At 43.2% G+C, this 21,915-nt stretch carries 14 protein-coding genes; 12 read left to right on the top strand and 2 right to left on the bottom strand.

The genetic code is table 11. From position 1 onward, the window contains the following. Positions 1–315 precede the first annotated feature (315 nt). Together HDC90_RS22235 and HDC90_RS22230 are read right to left on the bottom strand one after the other, a co-directional pair. A complete protein-coding gene (locus HDC90_RS22235) occupies positions 316–1,617 on the bottom strand; it encodes a protein kinase (RefSeq protein ID WP_184470356.1) in 1,302 nt (433 codons plus the stop codon). After that, positions 1,598–2,272 (bottom strand): metallophosphoesterase family protein, encoded by a 675-nt coding sequence (locus tag HDC90_RS22230; protein WP_184470354.1) that lies wholly within the window; start codon positions 2,270–2,272, stop codon positions 1,598–1,600. Before HDC90_RS22230 ends, HDC90_RS22235 begins: the two co-directional genes overlap by 20 nt. A 680-nt stretch (positions 2,273–2,952) precedes the next feature. On the opposite strand from HDC90_RS22230, the gene HDC90_RS22225 reads away from it, so the two are divergent. The 12 genes from HDC90_RS22225 to HDC90_RS22170 all read left to right on the top strand — a co-directional run bounded on the left by HDC90_RS22225 (position 2,953) and on the right by HDC90_RS22170 (position 21,914). Next, positions 2,953–3,435 carry a peptidoglycan-binding protein gene (locus HDC90_RS22225; protein ID WP_184470352.1) on the top strand — a complete coding sequence of 161 codons (483 nt, stop codon included), beginning with the start codon at positions 2,953–2,955 and terminating at the stop codon, positions 3,433–3,435. Beyond that, positions 3,416–3,781 carry a His-Xaa-Ser system protein HxsD gene (hxsD, locus tag HDC90_RS22220; protein WP_184470350.1) on the top strand — a complete coding sequence of 122 codons (366 nt, stop codon included), beginning with the start codon at positions 3,416–3,418 and terminating at the stop codon, positions 3,779–3,781. Before HDC90_RS22225 ends, hxsD begins: the two co-directional genes overlap by 20 nt. Then, positions 3,778–5,274 (top strand): His-Xaa-Ser system radical SAM maturase HxsB, encoded by a 1,497-nt coding sequence (gene hxsB, locus HDC90_RS22215; RefSeq protein WP_184470348.1) that lies wholly within the window; start codon positions 3,778–3,780, stop codon positions 5,272–5,274. The genes hxsD and hxsB overlap by 4 nt, the downstream gene beginning before the upstream one ends. After that, entirely contained in the window at positions 5,274–6,425 is a 1,152-nt protein-coding gene (gene hxsC / locus HDC90_RS22210; protein WP_184470346.1) for a His-Xaa-Ser system radical SAM maturase HxsC, read from the top strand. Before hxsB ends, hxsC begins: the two co-directional genes overlap by 1 nt. Positions 6,426–6,866: 441 nt before the next feature. Beyond that, a complete protein-coding gene (locus tag HDC90_RS22205) occupies positions 6,867–7,373 on the top strand; it encodes a sigma-70 family RNA polymerase sigma factor (protein WP_184470344.1) in 507 nt (168 codons plus the stop codon). A 200-nt stretch (positions 7,374–7,573) separates the two neighbouring features. Next, complete coding sequence (locus tag HDC90_RS22200) at positions 7,574–9,778, top strand: AAA family ATPase (RefSeq protein WP_184470342.1); 2,205 nt, start codon at positions 7,574–7,576, stop codon at positions 9,776–9,778. A 6-nt stretch (positions 9,779–9,784) separates the two neighbouring features. Further along, entirely contained in the window at positions 9,785–10,678 is an 894-nt protein-coding gene (locus tag HDC90_RS22195; protein WP_184470340.1) for a hypothetical protein, read from the top strand. A 590-nt stretch (positions 10,679–11,268) separates the two neighbouring features. Next, positions 11,269–11,988, top strand: coding sequence for a hypothetical protein (locus HDC90_RS22190; RefSeq protein ID WP_184470338.1), 720 nt, complete (start codon positions 11,269–11,271; stop codon positions 11,986–11,988). Then, positions 11,985–15,023 carry a hypothetical protein gene (locus HDC90_RS22185; RefSeq protein WP_184470336.1) on the top strand — a complete coding sequence of 1,013 codons (3,039 nt, stop codon included), beginning with the start codon at positions 11,985–11,987 and terminating at the stop codon, positions 15,021–15,023. The genes HDC90_RS22190 and HDC90_RS22185 overlap by 4 nt, the downstream gene beginning before the upstream one ends. Then, positions 15,020–16,159 (top strand): serine protease, encoded by a 1,140-nt coding sequence (locus HDC90_RS22180; protein WP_184470334.1) that lies wholly within the window; start codon positions 15,020–15,022, stop codon positions 16,157–16,159. The genes HDC90_RS22185 and HDC90_RS22180 overlap by 4 nt, the downstream gene beginning before the upstream one ends. Before the next feature lie 517 nt (positions 16,160–16,676). Next, entirely contained in the window at positions 16,677–19,739 is a 3,063-nt protein-coding gene (locus HDC90_RS22175) for a DEAD/DEAH box helicase (RefSeq protein ID WP_184470332.1), read from the top strand. 117 nt (positions 19,740–19,856) lie between these two features. Beyond that, positions 19,857–21,914: an McrB family protein gene (locus HDC90_RS22170; RefSeq protein ID WP_184470330.1), complete on the top strand. Its 2,058-nt coding sequence runs from the start codon at positions 19,857–19,859 to the stop codon at positions 21,912–21,914. Position 21,915 lies beyond the last annotated feature (1 nt).

Below are 21,915 nucleotides of genomic sequence, written 5' to 3'. Positions count from 1 at the left end.
CGGCTAAAAGCTAAACAAAAACATATTCCTACAAACCATTCAGCACAAACGAATCTGCGATTTCAAGGGGGTCAATTTGGATCGGCGCAAAGGGGTCTTTTTGCTTTGGCGGACCTTATCAAATTAACTCGGCAAAGGGGGGCGTTTTAAAGTGGCGAAGGGGGGTCAATTTGAAGCGGTTTATCCACTTCTTTCATCGTTTTTGCAACAATTGCTTAATATCGTTATTTTTAACGATAGCCAAAAACTTGGCAAGAAATTAGCTTTCGAGCGAGATGTTACCTCGAGGTTATTAGATCTCTGATGGCGTAAATATTACCTAGACAAGGTTTCCTTTATGATGGGGTGATAAGAGTTAATAGAAAGGTTTATTCCACGGGCGCAGCGCTTAAAATTTTCAATGTTCTGATCTTCTAGTTCCAGCTCTAAACTAATTCTAAATGCAAGATGCTCATCGATTGCCTTACCTGCCATTTTGATCACATATCCCATTACATACCAACGGTTATGAGATCGTCCCAATTCTGCTGCAGAAATAGCAGCTTTGGATTTGACTTCGAGATCTGAAGTCTTTTCATATATCTTAAATATTAAGCCGATAATAACATCACAGTAATCAAAGTTGAATGCCCTGCTGTAAACCCAATCACAATAGATTATACTCAATTCATTAGATAAATCCTTGTCAAGCGCATAAAAAAAGTCGATTATTTCAGAACCCATCTCAAATAGTATATCCCTGGATCGAGGATTCCGCTTGAGATAGAATACAAAATTCTCAAAAAGATCGGAGTCCCAGGTGTCAAATTTTCTAATTAGCTGGACCCATTTTTCATCGCCCGCCTCATCGGTTTTTATTGAGTCTTTTGAGAGATAATAAAGCACGCGCTTGCGTAGCGCGTCAACATTCTTGAAACGGTGAGCGGCATTGTTCTTGGTACACCTTTCGATAATGGCCCCAATTTCACCATCTCCACTGAGTTCAGAGTAGGGTACCCTGCTTCCGTCTGTAAAGATATCATGTAAGATTGCACCAAAAGAATAAATATCCGCAAGAGGCGTTACCCGCTTGAAATCTTTAATCTGTTCAGGAGCAGCATACATCACTGTTCCCAGCGCATTATGACTGGTAGTAATGGTCTGAGACAAAATTTCTTTGTCCTGAGAAATCAACCCAAAATCCGCAAGTTTCCATCTACCAATGTGATATAGGATATTCTGCGGTTTTAAATCACGGTGAATCAAACCCCTGTTATGGATAAATTCCAGAGAATTTAGAATATCTCCAAGTCCCTTGGGAAGCCGGCGTTCATGTTTACACATCGAAATTTCGTTGATGTATACATCTTCTGCAATTGGCATTAAAAACCACGGATCAGGTGAGGTTAGATCCTCAAAAACAATTGGGATAAAAAGCTCTTCGGGAAGCATCTTTTGCGTTTTTACTTCCCTAATGAAACGCTGTCTTAATGTTGCGCACAGCGTAGGATTAGAAATAAATTGAGATGATGGGCAGAAAGTTTTCCTCGCATAATACTTTCCATCATCGCAAAGCACTTCCTCGATTTTTCCAAATCCCCCATCGTTGATGAGCGCCTTAACGTTTTTGATAACCATGCACGAAATTTAATGAGAAGTTTTCTAATTCAAGAATACATAATCCACCATAACCATGCTTTTTTACAAACACACCGTTATCGATACATTTGATAGGATACGAATCCTCAAAATTATTTATGATTTCCTGCTCCATTGTAGGGGTGTGTCCATGAATCAGAATCCTTTCCCCAAGCCAGCCATAATCTAATAACTCATTCTGGGATCTTGACCAAAGAATCGTTTGTACATCGCTAAACGGATCCGCTATACGCATGTTCAGGGCCGCATGCACAAATATATACTGCTCATATTCATAATAAAGCCGGAAAGACTCTAATAGATCGATATATTTAGCGGGAATTTTATGTATTGAGCTAGTAAGAAAACTTGAGAGTGTTTCATTACCGCCGTTCATTAACCAGTTATTAAGCTTATCGGGATCCTCCAGCGCATCTAAGAGCATCTGCTCATGATTCCCCTTCAGACAGATAAGATCAAAACCATATTCCCTTAATAGAAAAATGGTATCGAGAACAGCTTTACTGTCAAATCCTCTGTCTATGTAATCTCCCAGTAAGATCAAACGGTCAGTCTTTTTTAGATGCACAGTCTTCAGTGCTTTTCTAAAGGCATCGTCATTACCATGGATATCAGATACAACAAAAGTTCTCATGTAGTGCAAAGTTAATATTTGGAAAATATTAACCGCTATGTCCCTCAAGTTTTATCTAATTGTGTGAGTTCAAAGTTGGCCAAGTTTGTCCTGCGGAAAAACATTACCGTTACACTTTGCAAAGGTATTTAGTAAAAAAGATTTTGCTTTAAGTAGCCCATTCTGCATTTAGATAAGACTGGATTTTTGTAACCTATTTAGGTCCTAAATCCATAAACTATCATTCCGAAGTTTTTCATGATATATCTGGGCAGTCTTGGTACTCAGAAACAAAAGCATTACAATACGCACAACAAATGTTACAGCACCTATAAAATTTGAAATCTCTGAACTAAATCTTACTTTAGCACCAAGATTAACAAAACGCTCTAAAGAAACGCTCCTCAGATTTCTTCCTTCCCTGACGGGAAAATAGATTCTATGTTTCTTTTTATCGTCGATAACGATATATTGTTATGAAACATAAAAAAGGACTATTAGATCTTGCAAAAAAGACATTTGCAGTGATCACCGCCTCTATGGCCTCACTCTCTTCCACACACGCCGAAGCTGTCCCGGTCGAAAGCACCTCAGCTCTGCTACCTATATCTAACGATCACGTGGATATAGAAAAGAAAACTCTGAAACCAAAACTTACACTAAAGTTGTTGGCAAATGATCCTGCGCGAAGTATTTTATTTATGCATACCTCTCACAGGTCCCATAGCTCACATCGCTCGCATTCTTCCCATTATTCTTCTTCCTCAGGATCAACTTATAATCCCACACCGGTATACACACCCCCATCAACTTATAAGCCATCCAGCTCATCAGGTAGTTCGTCTTCTTCCGGAAGCGGCGGGTCATCGGGAAGTAGCGGTAGCAGTACACCAACAACTACAAGAAGCACCTCTTCCAGCACAATGAATCCCTTGGTAGCGACAAGCAGTAGCAGCGCCTGGTATAGGATTTTGTACCTGGGCTGTGAAGGCAGCGATGTACTTAAACTTCAGCAATACCTGAAAGCACTAGGATATGCAACACCACAGACAAGCTATTTTGGTCCACAGACCGAGGAAGCAGTGAAAAAATTCCAGACCCAAAATGAATACAAGCCTAATGGTGTGGTGGGAAAAATGATTTTTGATGCCATAAAGGAAAAATATGAAGGTAAAGTTCGATAGTGATACAGTACAGATCAGCATTGATAAACGGATATTTTCCAATAAGGTAATCCAAAAGTGCTTTTACTGGTATACCGCTGATTATACAGTTGATTTTGAAACCGTGGATGAGCATTTCGTCTCTGTGACCATGACAAACAAAAGCCAGCAGGAAATCGATCAAGTTTACCTGGCACAGAAAATACCACAGGATCTGAATGATTTCTTGCTCCGCGATATCGTTCAGGAAGAAACCAGGGATATAAGGGCACTTATTGTAGCCAAAGCTTTTGCCAATTTTGAGCAGGAAGAAGACTTTCCACTTGAACAGATCGGCGATTCTCTGGGCTTTAACACAATATCATGATAACCTTACCTGTAACAGGAGCTGAGCGGAAGTCAAGAAAATTTCTTGATATCAGCCACTATGATCACGCCGGGAATTATCATTTATTGCCTTTCCGCTTCGTTGCCCTGCGTAACGGGCGGGAGGTACTTGTCAATGAAATCGGGGATTTTTTGATTGTTGATAAAGGCACAGCCCGGCGGATCATCAACCGGAAACTGGATCCCTTTGAGGATTCCGAACTATATGCAGACCTGATTGCCAATTTTTTTATTTCACAGACCAGGGTGCCTGCGCTTTTAGAGGTAATAGCCACGCGCTACCGTACCAAAAAATCTTTTCTCGACCATTTCACCGCACTGCATATTTTTGTCATCACCCTGCGCTGCGAACATACCTGCCATTATTGCCAGGTATCCCGGGTAAGTGAGGATAAGGACACCTTCGATATGGGCCGGACCCATATTGATAAAGGGATTGAGCTGATGATGCGATCCTCTAATCCCCATGTAACCATGGAGTTTCAGGGCGGGGAAGCACTGCTGGCTTTTGATCAGATCATGTATGCAGTGCAGCGGGCTTCTGCTGAATCGCAAAAGATCGGAAAGCAGATCTCTTTTGTAATCTGTACAAACCTTGCCCCCTTGAAAAAGGAAATGCTTGATTTTTGTCTAAAGTATAAAATTATCATTTCCACATCTTTAGATGGACCTGAATTTCTGCATAACAAAAACCGCCATAAAAAAAGAAATGACAGCTATCAGTTGGCCATCTCAGGCATCCGGAAGTGCCGGGAAATACTGGGGAATGATGCGGTCTCCGCTTTAACCACTACCTCGACGTTATCGTTGGATTATCCCCATGAAATTGTCGGGGAATACATCAATCTGGGGTTTAATAGTATTTTCTTAAGACCGATCAGTCCCTTCGGTTTTGCGGTTAAGAATGACAGAAAAAACAAATACGATACTGACCGCTTTTTGGAATTCTATAAAAAAGGACTAGATCTGATTATAGAACATAATTTAAATGGAAACTTTTTCAGGGAGGATTATGCCAGCATTATCCTCAAGAAAATCCTTAGTCCCTTTCCGGTTGGTTATGTAGATTTACAGTCACCGGCCGGCATGATCAACAACGTGATCGTGTTCAATTATGATGGCTATATCTATGCCAGCGACGAGGCCAGGATGCTTGCGGAAATGAAAGATTATACCTTTCAGCTCGGTCATCTAGACACAGCCGGTTACGAGGATATTTTTTATGGCGAAAAGGCATTCTCATTTGCAGAATCCAGCGTAAATGAATCACTTCCGGGCTGCAGTGACTGCGCCTTTCAGACTTATTGCGGATCAGATCCGGTACTAAACCATTCTACCCAGGGAAACCTCATAGGACATCGGCCAACGAGCGTTTTCTGTCAGAAAAACATGGGCATTATCAGCCACTTGTTTGAACTGATAGATAGTGATGAGCGGATCCTGAAAATATTTAACAACTGGATAGAAAACTAATGGAACTTAAAACCAGGGGCAAGGCGCAGCATATAGACCAATCAATTGTTGCCGCGGTAACAAGGAACATGTATTCCCCGGACCGCAACAAAATTCTACTCATTGATAGCGGAGAGGGAAATCAAGCCATGATCGGCTTTTCGTGTGTACTTGCCTGCTCGAAAACCCTGGTTTTGCCCCAGGATTTACCTTTGGTAAACAGCGTGGCATACCTGCACCATCTTAAAGAGGGAGATATCGTTGTCATTAACTCTGATGGTGTGATCAATACCCTGTACAGGGTTGACTCTTTCCAGAATGCACTTTTGGTAACCGAACGCTGCAACAGTAATTGCCTGATGTGCTCACAACCGCCCAAAGACAGGGAGGATATACCATACCTCCATAGCATCCACCGTCAGCTTCTTCCACTTATCCCAAAAGACTGCCAGGAGCTCGGTATCACTGGGGGCGAGCCAACTTTAATGGGTTATCTCTTTTTTGAGCTTTTAAAACTCATTCAAAAAGAGCTTCCCGGTACTGATGTGCACTGTCTGACCAATGGCCGCAGTTTTGCCAGCAGAAATCTGACCAAAACATTATCAGGGTTAAGTATGGATAGACTCATGCTTGGTATCCCGCTCTATGGTGATCATGCCAGAATGCACGATTATATCGTGCAGGCTTCCGGGGCATTTGACCAAACGATGCTGGGTTTCTACAATCTTGCCGATAGCGGCATCAGAATCGAACTACGGATCGTACTCCATTCCCTTACTATTCCCCGTTTGGGTAAACTTGCAAGGTACATCTACAAAAACCTTCCATTTGTTGAACATGTCGCTTTCATGGGGCTGGAGCACCAAGGATATACCCCGTATAATATTGACAAACTATGGATAGATCCGGTAGATTATGCCCCTGCGCTTGAAGACGCCGTAAATTTTTTAGCTTCCAAGCGCATGAATGTTTCCATCTACAACAGTCAATTGTGCCTAATGCCGGAAAATCTCTGGAAATTTACCCGAAAGTCCATTTCAGACTGGAAAAATATTTATCTGGAAGAATGCAACAAATGCCAGGCTCTCGAGCGCTGCGGTGGACTTTTTAGCTCGGCTTCGAAAAAGCACAGTGAACACATTCACGCATTTAACTGGGATATTCCAGAATAAAAAGTATTCCGATCCCCTTTATCAATAACAGAGATTGGATCGTATACTGAAGTTCGTTTAGATGAAAAGTATTTGTGCAGCTTGACCTTCAAAATCCTGAACGCTAAAAGGATGCCGTTATTATCTTTGATAATCACCTACAATCAACAATATCCTTAGCGAACATCTGATACTCCAAAAAAAAATATTCCAAGCCGTATTTCCACCCGGACTTAACGAAATTATAACATTACAGCATTAGGATTATTGCATAAATATTCCCCACCTTTGTATAAGTATTCCCGGAACAAACAGCCGATATGAAAAACATATTGCTTTATCGCGACATCAGCTAAGGCCATCCGACCAAAGTGGCTTTAAATGATAGGAAAAAGATAGTCATCTACCCAAAGCTATCCATTCCGGGAACGGAAAACAAACATACAATTGTACCAGCAGACCATGCTCAGCTACGCCCAATATTCTGATTTAGAACTTGCCGATCTTTTCAACAAAAAAGACGAAGGTGTTTTCAGCGAAATTTACGACCGTTATTGGGCTGTTCTGTATAGACATGCCAGAAGACTGTTGCAGAACGACGAGGAAGTCAAGGACCTTACCCAGGAGGTATTCCTTACCCTACTCGATAAATCAGGTGAACTTGAACTCACCACAACCTTATCCGGTTACCTCTATAAAATATCCCGCAACAAAATCCTCAACCGCATCGACCATGACAAAGTAAGGGATAAATACTTCTCCTCATTAAAGCGTTTCTCAGAAGCTGGTGTCTATGAATCCGATTTCCTCGTACGTGAACAATTAAAAGCGCTGATTGAACTTGAGGTAGCGGCCTTGCCTGAGCAGATGCGCAAAATATTCGAACTTAGCTGTAATCAAAACCATTCCCATAAAGAAATTGCAGAGACACTGGGCGCTTCAGAAGGGGTGGTGCGGTTCCGGACGTAACCGGGTTACTATTTGCATTACAAATCCTATCGAGCCTGGAACACAACTAACTTTGCTTTTATCACTTGGCATTTATCAACACTTTACCATTGATGTTTTTTCATCTCCATTCTTTTGTTAAATTCGTCCCATCACCGCTCTACTCATTTGAATTGAAATACATCACGTCCTGAGTGTTGATCAAGCAAATTTGCATTATAATGATCTACGTTAACAAAAGTCTCGACAATCAGCCGCCCGTATTCCGGTCTCCCGAAATGGCGTTCTCACGCGAAAAAATAGCGGAATTTTATCAGTCAGGTGCCAGCACACCACAGAAACGCTTTAACGATCAAATCGGTACGAAATATCGGAAACTGTTTCTGGAAAGACTGAGAGATGAATTCCACGGAAAATGTGCTTACTGTGAATCCCATATCGATCTTGCTGTGGCTCCATCTGAATTCGATCATTTCCGACCAAAAAACACAGCGAGGGGACTAAATGAAGAAGTTTCAAGGCAGCATTATTGGTGGTTCGTGTATGAATGGAGAAATATATATTACTCTTGTGCCAGATGCAACTCCTACAAGGCTTCCTGGTTTCCGGTGGAGGGAGACAGGGCAGCTGTGGGAACACCATATGAAATGCTCCACATGGAGGACCGGTTATTTGTGGATCCTTGTGAGGATAATCCCGCTGAACATCTTGAATATATGCCAACCGGAAGGCTGATTGGCTCCTCTGCCCGAGGTTTTACCACCATTGAGTTATTAAAGCTCAACAGGGACGAACTTGTCCAGGCCAGAAAAAAAGCGGTTGACAGCCTGCAGGAAAGCATGGAAGCCTTCAGATACACTTATGAAGCAAAGGCTGACACAGCGATGTTGAATGAGATTATAAAGGAATGGCAGCCCATATTCAGCGATAATTCTCCCGAAAGTTATCTGGGGATCAAAAGATATTTCATCAGAGAATTCTTAAAAAGATACGAACTGGATGATTATCTGATCAACCGTAATTTTGTCATTGAGACTGATCAGGACTTGAAAGTGCGCATTGAAAAGCATCTTGAAACCAGTCCAAATTCTATACCTTTCGACTTTGAACAGGGCAGCAGCATGCTAAGTAAAGAGATAGATGAAATTAGGCATATTTTTGTGGAGAAGCTCGAAATCCATAATTTTAAATGCTTTGAAAATCTCACCATAAACTTTACGAACGGAGAAGCATCTCTAAATCATTTCGATAGTCTGGATGAACCCTACACCGAACCCTGGATATTATTCCTGGGTGAAAACGGCATGGGAAAAAGTTCGCTGCTAAAAGCCTTTACCATTGGTCTTGCCGGTCGAAATTACCTTGAAGAGCTTGGTCTTTCGGGATCTGATCTGCTGCGAAGAGGCGCGGATTCGGGATACATCAAATTACATACGGTTGGCAGTATTGTCCCGGCGCATGTAATCTTCACCGCCACGGAATTCACCAGTAATATTGCTGAGCCCCTGATCAATTTTGTTGCCTACAATGCCATTCGCCTTAAACATACCCCACCACATATTATTGCCGAGCAAAGTGAATACAAGGGGGCAAAGGCCCGAAGTCTTTTCGACTTTACCGCATCCTTTATCGATTGCGACAGTTGGCTCATGTCTCTGCCTAAAGAAAGGTTCGACCGTGTCGCCCTTACCCTTAAAGATCTGATGTCATTAGATAATGAGGATAACATATTTCTTCTTGATGGCCGTACCATTGTCCAAACTGGAAACCAGGTCTTGTCAATAGATGATCTGAGCGATGGTTATCAGTCCGTTTTCTACATGGCGATCGATATCATGGCAACGATCGAACTCGAAGGCCTGCCTTTTGAGCTCTCCGAAGGCATGATTATTATCGACGAGATCGGCGCGCACCTCCACCCGCGTTGGCGGATGGAAGTAGTCGGCAAACTCCGCCGCGCCTTTCCGAAAATGCGTTTTGTGGTCAGCACCCATGAACCACTATGCCTTAGGGGTATGCGGGCAGGAGAGACAATGGTGCTCCAGAAAAGCATAGATAAAAAGATCAGCCTTTTAACCGACCTTCCCGATCCTTCCGAGCTCCGTATCGACCAGATCCTCACCTCCGATTTCTTTGGCCTCAACAGTACCATGGACAGCCAGACGGAAAAACATTTCAGCGAGTATTATCAACTTTTGGCTAAAGCTGAAAACGAGCTGAGCAGTGCTGAAATCGAGAGACTGGCAGAACTACGCAAGCTTGTCCCAAAAATCCGCAACCTCGGAGACAGTGAACGTGAGAGCATTATCTATGATGTGGTGGACAAACTACTAGCCGAAAAGAAGGCCGGCGACCCATTCCGTAACGTTCAGGAAATCAAGAAAGAGGCCTTTGCCCGTTTACAAAAAATCTGGAACATCAAATAAAGCCATATGATTTTTGTAGATAGAAAAGCCGTGCCAGCGCCAGCGGTGCTGACTGTTGCAGGAGGAAGAGGATTGAGGGAACGCGGTAGGGCAATTGCCAATTTCGGACCTGGTGGACCAAAAAATGCTTTCACTTACAGCGCCTATACTGATGATACCGTAAGGGATACATTAACTTTACTTTTCAAGAAAAAATGCGCCTATTGCGAAAGTAATTTCGTGCATACCTCTTTTCGGAACGTCGAACACTTCCGACCAAAGGGAGAGATTACCGAGGCGGTAGCCCCCAAATCCCCTGGTTATTACTGGCTCGCTTCGGACTGGGATAATTTGCTGTTATCCTGCACCTTGTGCAATTCTCAGCAACGCCACGCCGTACATGGTTCAACCGTTGTCGAAAGTCTCGGTAAGATGAATCAGTTTCCACTTCACAACTTTTTGCACGTCCGCGACCATACGGTAGGAATTGCTACAGAGGAACCCAGAAGACTCTTGATCAACCCTTGCAAGGACAACCCCGAATATTTTCTGTCATATGGAAATGAGGGCAACATCCTGCCAAAAGGCCAGAGAGGCATGCGCCGGCTGAAAGGGGAAAAGTCCATCAAAGTATACGCTCTACAGCGCATGGACCTTGTCGATGAACGAAAAAAACTCCGGATTGCCATCGAACTTCAACAGGACCGCATTGTGGAGAACACCAAGCTCTTTCTTGATTTTCTACCGATAGATCCCTTAAGAGCAACCCAATTTGAGGACACTATGGCCAGGGAAATGAAAGTTTTAAAAGACTACATGAAACCACAATCTCCTTTTTCAGGCATGGCCAAAGAAATGATCAAAATGTTTATCATCCACCATCAAGGACTTTTGGCAGCCAAAGTATTACCGAATCCCTAATTCCTCCTACAACTAAAAGAATGCCAGCTGTTCAAACGCAGTATAATTAGAATAATAAGCAATAAAAGGATAGAACAAAACTGCATCCGACACGACTATACCGACTTGGCTACTAATCAAATTAGCATAAAAGCTACCATATATTCGTCATGGCAGATGATGTGCATAGGCAAACAGGAGGGAGGATAATCGACTTTTGATAAGAAATATATTCCAACATCACTTAACAATACTATCCGGTAAGAAAGATCTTAGACCAAAAATAACCCCAACAGAGTAGTAAATAATACCAGACATTTAAGAAGTTAAACTGCCTTGTTTTCAACGCATTCCAGGCCATACTGAATAACAAAGACTTTCGACACTACCAATGCAGCCTGATAAATACAACGCCCTTCAAACCGTTGCAGTTCAGTCTGTTCATTTGTAAATACCCATTACTAGGTATTGTTTACTGATCTGCTAATCACTAGATTAGTCCAGACTCTAAATCTTTTTCACGTTCTCATTCACATGAAAAAATCTTTTCAGTCTATGGCCTTAGCAATTCGGTCAGATCAAATTTTTTGTTACAACTTCAGATTTGTTCAATGATGAAAAAAAACATTCTCTACACGTTTCTGTGCATCCAGATCAGCCTGACCTTCGCCATGGCACAGGGCGTACCCGCTGACAGTCTTATCAAAGCCTACAGGCAAGACACCGCAAATAACTGTGCTTCTATCGCGCTGATCAAAGCCAATCTCAACGTATTCGGCCTCGATGGCCTCTATACCCAGCGAAAACTCAGCGACAGCACAACCGAATTCACCCTCAAAGACAAACGGAAAATCACCCTATCCAAACGCGAAACTGAACTGGCCAGATCCCACTTCCGGGTCGACACCTCCGATGCCAAATCCCCTTACCTGCACGAGGTCATCGCCACCTCACAGATCTGTTACGCCATCATGGCCAAGACCTTCAGCGACGAATTTCCCCAGCTTTCCAAAAAATCATTTGACAAAGACCTCGACTATATCACCCAGACCAGCTTTGATATCCGCTTTGGCACCAACCTGCTTGGTACCGGTGATTATACAATTATCATGAAGCGATACGCCAGCATCTACGGCAAAAAAGGAGCAGTGGTGTGGAGCCCCCATCACACCGTCTTTGCCAACAATACCACCTGTGATATGCCCGGCAACAGTAGCGTGTTTAAAAAATGGACGAAAAGTTATATCCGTTTCTGGGGCAGGATGTACATCGACCCCGAATTAACCACTGTACCCGAAAAGTACCTCCGTGAAGCGGGCTCTTCCAAATGACATACCGTATCCGCATCCAGCAGAAAAAGCAACTGCCTGTCCACATAAAAACCAGCGGGCACAACCGCTGGATACGGCTGCTTCCCCAAAACAAAACATCAAGACCAGACACATTTAATAAACTATCCAAAATGCAGCGCCACCTCCAATCCATAGTTACCTGTTTTCTAGCCGTTCTTTTCTGCCTGCTTTCCACGCATCCGGCGTGCGCCCAGAAGGATGCCCCCGTCGCCGGTCATGCAGCACTGCTGATCGATCTGATCAAAAAAGACTATAAATCAATAGATCCCGAAAGCAAGGAAGAGGAGATCGCAAAGGACCGTGCACTGGTCATTGGCATTTTTAAATCCTATCTGGAAAATGACAAACTCGCTTCAATCAATAGCGAAAAGGTTAAAGCTTTAGTCGCCAAAGTAGACACAAACTATCAGGAATACCTTAAAGTCAAAAAAGTCGCCACCTCAGGCAGCAGCCAAAACATCAGTACCTCAAATTTGGAGGTCGCCACACTGCTGATCGAAAATGCCAAAACCAGTCTTGAGGGTGTTGAAGATATCAGACATACCTATTTCAAGTCACGCCAGGCGGCCGACGAACAGGAACTGGCCGAAATTTTCACGCAGTACGACACGCAAAACAAATTTATTAGCGCAATGGTCATGCTGTTCAAAAATAAATACCATGCGCTGTCCAACTCCGAAGTTGATATCAGTGCCAACGTAAACTATAGCACTTCCCTTAAAAAATCAATTCCATTTATCGGCGGAAACATGAGCTACGAACTCTTCAACGGCCTTGGCCAATTCCTGGCCAAAAGGATTAAAGAAGAACTGGTTACCTACGCGATGGAGAATATCAAAACCGCGCTGGAAAAACGCAAAGGCAATATCCCCCTTGAAGAACTGGCCATCATGCTACCAAAGACAACAGCTTACCTTAAAACCTTCAACACCGACAAGATTCAGACCTTTCAGACCGATCTTAAAGGCTATATCGAAAACGACCTAAACAGTATATTGGAAAACGCCCAACAGCTCCGGAATTCGCAAAGAATACGGGCACTGATTGAACAATACCCCGATCTTGATTTTGCCTTTGAGGCCATGAACATCATCCCTAATCTGGCCAAGGTCAAATATCCCATCGATTACTTTACCATCCTGACTTCAGGTCCCATGGTCAGCCGGTGGAAACAGGACGGAGACGCTACCAGGAAAAATATCGCTAACCTGCTGAGCTTCTCCCAGATGCTCGCGCACAGCATCACCGTTGTCGAAAATGGAGAACCCAAATTCATCGCCGCAGACCTGTGGAGCAGCTACTCCTCAGAGGATAATTTTTATAAACTCTATGCCGGCTTCCTCTACCAGCAGGATATCAAATACTACCAGATTAGCTTTCTGCATCCAAAGGGTACAGATAAACTGATGCTCAGAGATGTTCTCGGTGCAGTGGTCAAAGACAACAGCCTGCCCTACAAAAAGGAATTCGAAAACCTGATTACCGATATCACGAAAAATGCAGAATATGTCTATAGCACCGCACAGGCCATCAAAAAAGCCAATAAAAACGGAGACCACATCGGAGCGGACACGATACACACCTTTATCAAAAGCATGATCAGCTTCTCTAGGAACCTGGTAGCCGGCCAGAACGCCCTGCTGAGTAAAATGTCGACCGGAAAAAGTGAGGGATATCAGCTCTCGGGTAAATTCAATAAATATTTTCAGGTCGCTGAAACCGCCAACGAAGCCGTATTTGCTATCCAGACCAAAAAATACGCCAATGGCATCGAACAGCTGCTGACTGTGATCGATAGTCTGATTCCCATGGGCATGCCAAAAGAAATTCCCGAAATCTTCACGCTGGTCGATTTTGCCGAAAAACCGGTATGGAAATCATGGCAGGGTCTTATCGCATGGCTCGATAAATCGCCAAGTGTAAGTCCTGATGCCCAGCTTATCAATACCTTTTTTCTGGAATTCAATAAAGTGGATGGATGGCTGAGGTCCCACAGTGGGGACTACCCACAGGATTATGCTAAGCGCATGTCCGCAGTGAGAACAGCGCTCAACCATTTTAGGTATGGCACAGTATCAGGCAATGCGATCCCAGCAGAGGCAAAAGTAATCGCTGATCTGTTGAAGGAAAGGGATTTTCAGATCATGGTGCTCTCATTTTATACAGAAGTACCCATTCAGCGGTTTTCAGTCGAACTCGAGCGGCGTATGAAATCTTTAAAGGTCACCGTAGACGGAAAAGAAATCCGTGTTTTTGATGACGATACCGCAGTGCAGATGACCAGAAACCTAATGGATTATGCGGCCGCCTATTACGCGCTAAAAATTGTCAAAACGACCGATGACTCCACTGCCCTTAAAAGGAACCGGGATAACCTGCGCACCGATGCGCTCGCTTATGCCGCAAAACTCATACGCAATAGCGGGGGACTTGATGACAAGGTACTGTCCATCATCCACCTGGTAAACGGAATGGCCCTGGCCAAAGACAGTAAGGACGTGGAGAAAGCCATTGAAAGTTTTGCCCTGCCCTCAGGCAGCTACAGCATCAAGCGTTCATCTGCCTTCAATGTATCCCTGAACAGTTATCCGGGAATATTGGCCGCTTATGACTTTACCCAGATTGAGGGAAGGTCCACTTCCGCATTTGCACCCGGCTTTACCGCTCCTTTAGGCTTGAGCGTCGCTTTTGGCAATGTTAAATTATTGGGGAATACTTCCCTTGGTCTCTTTATACCCCTGATCGATATCGGAGCGGTCACCCGCCTGCATCTGGATGGGGACAGTACTACCGAAACACTGCCAGAGCTGAATTTCAAGAACATCTTCTCGCCGGGACTTTACCTGACCGTTGGTATTGCCAAGTCCCCGTTCTCGGTCAACTTTGGCGGGCAGTACGGACCGGAGCTCAAAAAAATCGGTTCGGATACCAATTACCAGTCTTTCCGCTTCGGAATAGAGCTCACCATTGATATTCCATTGTTCAATCTTTACACCAGACCCAGCTCCAAATGACGCTTAAGGTCATTTTAGCGGTCATGCTAGGCTTTGCGTTTTGTTCTCCGCTCAGGGCCCAGGATACTATAAAAGTATCCAAAGGTGTACAGACCAGCACACAGGATATCATCCTGGAAAAGGGAAAGATTGATCACAGCGAATTTTTCCTGAATAAAAAGAGTTCGTATGAGTTCATGCAGCTGAAAATCCAGCAGCTTCAGGAGAAGCAGGGTGCTGCCAGCCCGATTGCAAAGCAACTGGATCTTTCCTCTGCAAGCCAGTCCCTTTTTGCCCTGACCATCCCTCGCAGCGGACTGGAGGATCTTCCCTTAAAAAGACGGCTGGTGATCGGCCCCTCACAATATGACAGCAGGGTCGAGATCCGTGAGATAGATCCCCAAACAGCTTTTGGCAAAGGCGTGCTGATCAATGCCGCCGCAGTGGCCATTGTGGTCGAAAAAGACAAACTCCACCAGATTGCAAAAGATGCCTACCAGTTGGACATATCGTCTAGCCTGGGTAAAAAATACCAGCTCTGCCCCGGAGAGTCCTTTATCACACAGCCCGTACTGGGAAGTGGAACAGCATTCCTGATCGGAAAAGACAGGATGATCACCGCCGGACATGTTTTCAGCGGAAAAATACAGGATTATGCGGTCATCTTCGGTTTCGAGCTTGCTAACCAGGCCGGTGGCATACAGTCCATCATCGCCGCGGACAGTGTCTACTTTCCTACCACAATCATCCACCATTCCGACGAGCTAGACCTCACCGCCTTTACCCTAGATAGGGAAACGACCGCTGCCGCCCTTCAGACCGGAGCGGAAAAAGAACTGTCCAATGGCGTAGGAATTTACATGATCGGCCACCCATACGGTCTACCCAAAAAAGTAGCAGCGAATGCAGCCATAGAGGATAATACAGGCGCAGATTATTTCTATACCTCCCTTGATGCCTTTCAGGGGAATTCCGGCTCGCCGGTGTTCAGTGTCGCCACCCATAAACTCATTGGCGTACTCATCGGTGGACAGGCGGACTTTCAGTGGCAGGGGAACTGTTTCCAGTCAGTGGTATGCAGAATACCCTACTGTACGGGTGAAAAAGTTGTACGCATTAACCGCGTTTCGGATTGGTTTACACAATGGCCGAGGTAAGCATATTTTAAGTGCTTTGTTCAGAATCTATCAATCCGATGAAAGAGAATAATTCGTTTAGTATGTGGCGCTAAATGCGTGTGAGGCCATGCAAGCCAGTGTCCACTGGCAAATCTGATAAAATAATGGAGCAGATATTATTACCTGGATCTTTGGGAAACTTGGTTTGCGATATGCATTTTGAGAACCTCTGCAGCGAGAATCCAATTCGTTCGAGTGTTTTAAATCTTAAACTAAGTAACATGAAGAGCAATTGATGGTAACACGGGTCAGATTCACTATCAAATTTCAGTGGATGAGTTTGAAATGGAACACCTGATTGTTAATAAAGTCTGACTAAAATAGAATAAGCAATCTTTTCATTGCCATCTTTAACTTCAGGATGGTAGGTTGCTTGGCAACGCAAAACTTTATGCAGCGAGATATTGACAATAGTCACGGTTAGCGCAATCAAATGGTTAAAATAGGATAAGTTGTCGCTTACTTTATTTATATTTCCAGTCTAAATTCGCTCTACATGAATTGTTTTGAAAAAGGTTACGGCCAAATCAACCTATTTGCTCAAAAAGATGGGAAACAGGGGCTTTATAAAAATCAAATTGGTGCTATAGGTTCAGCCATGGCACATTTCTCGGTCAGATCTGAACCTGCGCTCATTACCATGCCAACTGGAACAGGAAAAACAGCAGTAATGATTGTTCTGGCTTATGCACTCCAAGGGAAAAAAGTACTTGTTATCACCCCAAGCCAACTGGTACGTGAACAGATCGTAGAAAATTTTCGCAATCCCAAAGTGTTGGTCGATAAGAAAATTATCCCCGGAGGAAGCAAGCTGCCGAAAGTGTTTGAACTTACCAAGATTATTGACGATAGTATAGAATGGAAACGAATACTAAAAGAAAATGATGTGGTCGTTGCTATTCCTGGCACGCTGAACAAGATATCTGATCTTCGTGCAACTATAGGCTATGATACATTTGATGTGGTTTTTGTAGACGAGGCACATCACAGCCGCGCGAGTTCATGGTTAAATATTCTTGAAGCATTTTCCTTTGGAAAACAAATACTGCTTACCGCAACGCCTTTTAGAAGAGACAAGAAAGATATTCAGGCACGCTTGATCTATAATTATCCATTAAAAAATGCTTTCGAGGATGGGCTTTTCAGTAAGATTAATTTTGTTCCAGCTACTGCACCACTTTCAGCCACTGCCGAGGAGAAAAATATTGCAATTGCCTTGAAAGCCCAAGAGGTATACTCCGCGAGACTACATCAGGAACACCGTATCATTATTCGCACCGACAGAAAAAAAGATGCGGATGATCTTGAACAAATTTATATCAATCACACCCAGCTCAAACTAGTTGTTATCCACAGTAAGCTAGGGAGTTCAACAATCCGGTCAAGAATTTCTCAATTGACCTCTGGTGAAATTGATGGGGTTATCTGTGTAGATATGATGGGTGAAGGATATGATTTTCCTGCGCTCAAAATCGCCGCCGTTCATATTCCGCACAAATCCCTGGCGATAACCCTACAGTTTGTCGGCAGGATATCACGGACGAATACCGCAGAAGGCAGTATTGCTACGGTAATTGCCGGTGAACATGAATTCAAAATAGATTCGCATCAGTTGTACAAGGAAGACACGAAGGACTGGTCGGTTATTCTTCCTGATCTGCACAAAATGAAAATCCAAAAAACTGAGGATGAACAGGGATTTTTCGATTCCTTTACAGATGTATCGGACGAAGCTGCAACAGTAAATATTAGTTATGAAGAACCACTGGCACTTGAAGATGATGATTTCAAACCATTTTTTCATGCCAAGATCTACCGAATCATTCCAGCTCCTGTACCTGAGCGGGACAACGAAGGCAATGAGCTGCCCCCCGTAGATATTCGGCGTAACATCGACTTTTCAGGTACTGATGTTTTTAAGAACCCAATCATTCGCCACCACCATGTTAGCAGTATACATGATGTCGCAGTTCATGTAGTGGCCGAGCCTCGAACACCCTCCTGGTATGGAAAAGATGACTCACTTAAAGATGTAAACCATGAATTTTTTGTAACCTACTTTGATCAGGATAATTCCCTGTTGTTTATTGGTGCGACCAGCAAAGAAACTGAGCTGTATGAACATATTGCACTTCAATATTTGCGTGCAGGTGCATTGCATGATATGGTTCCGCTTCCGTTTTTGAAGCGAGTAATGGCCGGTTGGCAAGAGCCACGTTTCTACAACCTGGGACTAAGAAGCCGGAAGAATAAAGGAAACAGTGAATCTTACAAACAATTACTGGGATCGCAAGCTGAACTTTCGGTATTGCCCAGCGATAAATTTAGCTATACCAGGGGGCATTCTTTTGGAGGTGCTTTCGACACGGTGCTGAAAAAGACCGTGATGTTAGGGGTGAGCACTAGTTCAAAAGTTTGGACACTGGGTGATAATAAAATCAAATATTTTGTGGAGTGGTGTGCCGGAATAGCAAGAAAGGTCGGAGATCCTGAGATGGATAATCTAGACTCACCACTTTCTGATCTGGATACGGGAAAAATTATTGATGAATTTCCAGATGTTGCAATCTTCTTCGCCGATTGGGACCATGCTCAATATGGCCGTAATACCTCTGTAGTTTTTCTGGATCAAGACGATCAACCTGTTGAAGAAGCGTTACTTTGTTCCTGTGATATTGCAATAATGAGTAAGACTCCGTCAAAGGTCACACTCGAAATCTCAAAAAATAACATTGCAGCACGCCTTGAATTCACACTGCTTCCAAAGGCTACATTCAATTACGGGGAGGACACCGAGCATCTAGTTGTTGTAAGTAGAGGTGTCGCTCTTGGAACTCCCGAGGGCTTCCTGTCCATCATCAATGAAAATCCAATAAATTTCTTTTTTGAAGATCTTTCCAAACTAGTTGGAAGAGTATATTTCCCTTTCAAATCTGAGAATTTTAAAATAATTAATGATGAGCAGATCATCGCAAACAATTGGCCGGCCGATATAGATGTGCGTAAAGAATATTATTCGGATTCCGAAAAAACAGCTAACAATAATAGCAGCAGCCCAATGCGGTCGATACATGATTACATAATTGATCTTGCTAAAGATGAATATGATGTGGTTTTTTATGATCATGGTTCTTTGGAAATTGCCGATGTGATCGGAATGAAAAAAGATAAGGTTCAGTTTTGGCATTGCAAAAAACAGTCGGGAGAGCAGCCCAATTGCAGCATCGAAGATATGTACGAAGTCTGTGGACAGGCTATAAAATCAGTCAACTGGGCAAATCGAAAGCTTTTGCTTAAGCAGATGATTGAGCGGGCAGACCGAAACCAGAGTAACAGCAAACTTAGGAAAGGAACGCTTACGGACGCTAAAACGATATTGGAAAACTTTAATAATCCGGTCATCCCTGTAGCAATTACCATTGTACAGCCAGGGCTGAAAACATCCGGCTTAACGGCACCTCAACAGGCTGCATTTGATCGAATCAAGGTATTGCTTTCAGGAGCAGAAACCTTTCTCAAAGATGTCAGTAACTGTGAACTATTGGTAATGAGTTCGTAGGAACAAAAATAAGGCAATCCCATCTGGGATTTTAAATATCTCAATATTAGATAATAACCGCTCTAATATGATATGGTTTTGGCCATTTCTGAGCAAATAAATCAATTTTAAAATTAAATGATTACCGATAACCTTAGCGAACCCGCTTATTATATCTTCGGCAACAAACCACAAGGACAATACGAGGGATCTATCTGGGATACTGAAAAAATCTTAGAAACTAAAGCCTATTATTTTACAGAAAATGTCAGGCTTGTCAATAGGCCTAAGCGTGGAGATGTTGTCGTATTTAAGGAATTTGACAATAAAATATTTTGGGGAGAAGCCGTCTTGGACAGTGACGGAGAAGATCTTAAACACAATGAAAAAAATATCAAAAAATTTATCCTAAAGGACATCAAAAAATGGTTTTATTCGCTGCGTACCAATCGTGTTCAGCATCAGCTATCGAATCAAGAAACGAGAAACCGAATCGTATCCATCACCAAAAAAGACTATAGATTAATGAAGGAAGAAATGGAAAAAAGTAATGTTCTTAGTGAATCAAGGCAACAACAGATCAAGGATCTTTGGAACAAATTCAAAGCTGATTTCAAAAATGAAGAACGTAATGTAATTAGAAATCAATCAGATACCCTTCGGACCGATTGGATGGAATATCGGGCCAAAATCTTGGCTGATGATCTAACCCTTGATGATTATACCAATGTCAAGAATAATCCTACCGCCGGGATGCCTGGCTCATATCTGTGTAATTTCCTGGAGCGAACTACGCGCGGTATGCTGGGCTCGTCAAAGCCTGGAAACGCCGAGAATTTTGAGGTCAAGCTCAACAGTGACCGGATTACATATTTTATTAGAAGTCAGAAAAACCCTCAAGCCGATCGTATAACTGCAGAGAATTACTTTGTCGATCAAATCAGGCCTCTGCTCAAATCACTCGTTGAGCAACAGCTTCCTCAAACTAAAAGCCACCTCATACGGGAATCCAGTTATAGTGCTAAACAGATTTTGATGAAACTGGCTGTATTGGAAAACCCGTCGGACTTCCTCTTTATCTATGCAGAACAGGTGATCAATCAACTCTATGACGAGTTCATTCGTGGAGAAGAAGAGGACGTTTTTCTGAAAAGTCATCAAGTTTGTACACTTGCAAAGCGGTTGCTGGATATAGGAGGTGAGGATAGCGTAGAGCTGATCCTGCTTTCCCGTTTCTTATGGAAGTACGCCACTTCGAGTGTACTGGCGGACAAGGATAATCCCAATGTAATTATCTATGGCCCTCCAGGTACGGGCAAAACCTATTCGGTGATCAATAGTTTGGACTTTGTATGTCAGGGTGATAGTTCAAGGTATGAACTATTGCAGTTCCATCCATCTTTTACATATGAGGATTTCATCGAGGGGATTAAGCCGAAAGGCGTTTCTAAGGATGGGAATATCCGTTTCGAACTGGTGAATGGAATTTTCAAAAACTTTTGCAAGAGAGCGTTGAAAAATCCTACTAAGAGCTACTATTTTGTAGTTGATGAGATCAATCGTGCGAACCTCTCCGCTGTTTTTGGAGAAACACTGTCAATGTTAGAAAAGGATTATCGCCATAATGTATCTGTTCCCGGGAGCACTAAAAACTTGATCAGTACACAATATTCTACATTAATAGACAATCTCATTGCCGAAGATGAGAACTACTTGGAACTTAGTTACTTCATGGATAATGGGAGATCGAAGTTTGGCATCCCAAACAATCTGTTTTTTATAGGGATGATGAACGACGTGGATAAGAGTATCGACGCGTTTGACCTTGCACTTAGGAGAAGGTTTAAATGGATTCGTAAGGATTGTAACTACGAGGTAATAGAAGAGGAGGCCCGTTTCCGGGGAAGGGACGAATTTAGTAACATTGCCAATTATCGCCGCGCCTGCGAACACCTAAACGGATATATCTCCAATGACCTTGGTCTGGGCAGATCCTTTGAATTTGGCCATTCGTTTTTTATGAAAATGTCGGGTATCGCCAATCGACGTGAAATAACCACTGCAAATATGGATACATTGTTTGATCTTTATCTACGTCCAACACTCCGGGAATACCTGCGGGCAGTCTATGCCGAGGCGGAACTGGATAGCAGGCTCTTCGACGCGCAGGGAATTTTTAAGCATTTTATCAAATAAG

Source organism: Pedobacter sp. AK013 (genome assembly GCF_014205835.1).
Taxonomy (GTDB): Bacteria; Bacteroidota; Bacteroidia; order Sphingobacteriales; family Sphingobacteriaceae; genus Pedobacter.
Note: the sequence above shows the minus strand (reverse complement) of the source record. Positions and strands in the feature narration are given on the sequence as shown.

Bases quoted from the DNA above. Each gene is read 5' to 3' on its own strand.
- HDC90_RS22235 (WP_184470356.1), bottom strand. From the start codon at position 1,617: ATGGTTATCAAAAACGTTAAGGCGCTCATCAACGATGGGGGATTTGGA.
- HDC90_RS22230 (WP_184470354.1), bottom strand. From the start codon at position 2,272: ATGAGAACTTTTGTTGTATCTGATATCCATGGTAATGACGATGCCTTT.
- HDC90_RS22225 (WP_184470352.1), top strand. From the start codon at position 2,953: ATGCATACCTCTCACAGGTCCCATAGCTCACATCGCTCGCATTCTTCC.
- hxsD (WP_184470350.1), top strand. From the start codon at position 3,416: ATGAAGGTAAAGTTCGATAGTGATACAGTACAGATCAGCATTGATAAA.
- hxsB (WP_184470348.1), top strand. From the start codon at position 3,778: ATGATAACCTTACCTGTAACAGGAGCTGAGCGGAAGTCAAGAAAATTT.
- hxsC (WP_184470346.1), top strand. From the start codon at position 5,274: ATGGAACTTAAAACCAGGGGCAAGGCGCAGCATATAGACCAATCAATT.
- HDC90_RS22205 (WP_184470344.1), top strand. From the start codon at position 6,867: ATGCTCAGCTACGCCCAATATTCTGATTTAGAACTTGCCGATCTTTTC.
- HDC90_RS22200 (WP_184470342.1), top strand. From the start codon at position 7,574: ATGATCTACGTTAACAAAAGTCTCGACAATCAGCCGCCCGTATTCCGG.
- HDC90_RS22195 (WP_184470340.1), top strand. From the start codon at position 9,785: ATGATTTTTGTAGATAGAAAAGCCGTGCCAGCGCCAGCGGTGCTGACT.
- HDC90_RS22190 (WP_184470338.1), top strand. From the start codon at position 11,269: ATGATGAAAAAAAACATTCTCTACACGTTTCTGTGCATCCAGATCAGC.
- HDC90_RS22185 (WP_184470336.1), top strand. From the start codon at position 11,985: ATGACATACCGTATCCGCATCCAGCAGAAAAAGCAACTGCCTGTCCAC.
- HDC90_RS22180 (WP_184470334.1), top strand. From the start codon at position 15,020: ATGACGCTTAAGGTCATTTTAGCGGTCATGCTAGGCTTTGCGTTTTGT.
- HDC90_RS22175 (WP_184470332.1), top strand. From the start codon at position 16,677: ATGAATTGTTTTGAAAAAGGTTACGGCCAAATCAACCTATTTGCTCAA.
- HDC90_RS22170 (WP_184470330.1), top strand. From the start codon at position 19,857: ATGATTACCGATAACCTTAGCGAACCCGCTTATTATATCTTCGGCAAC.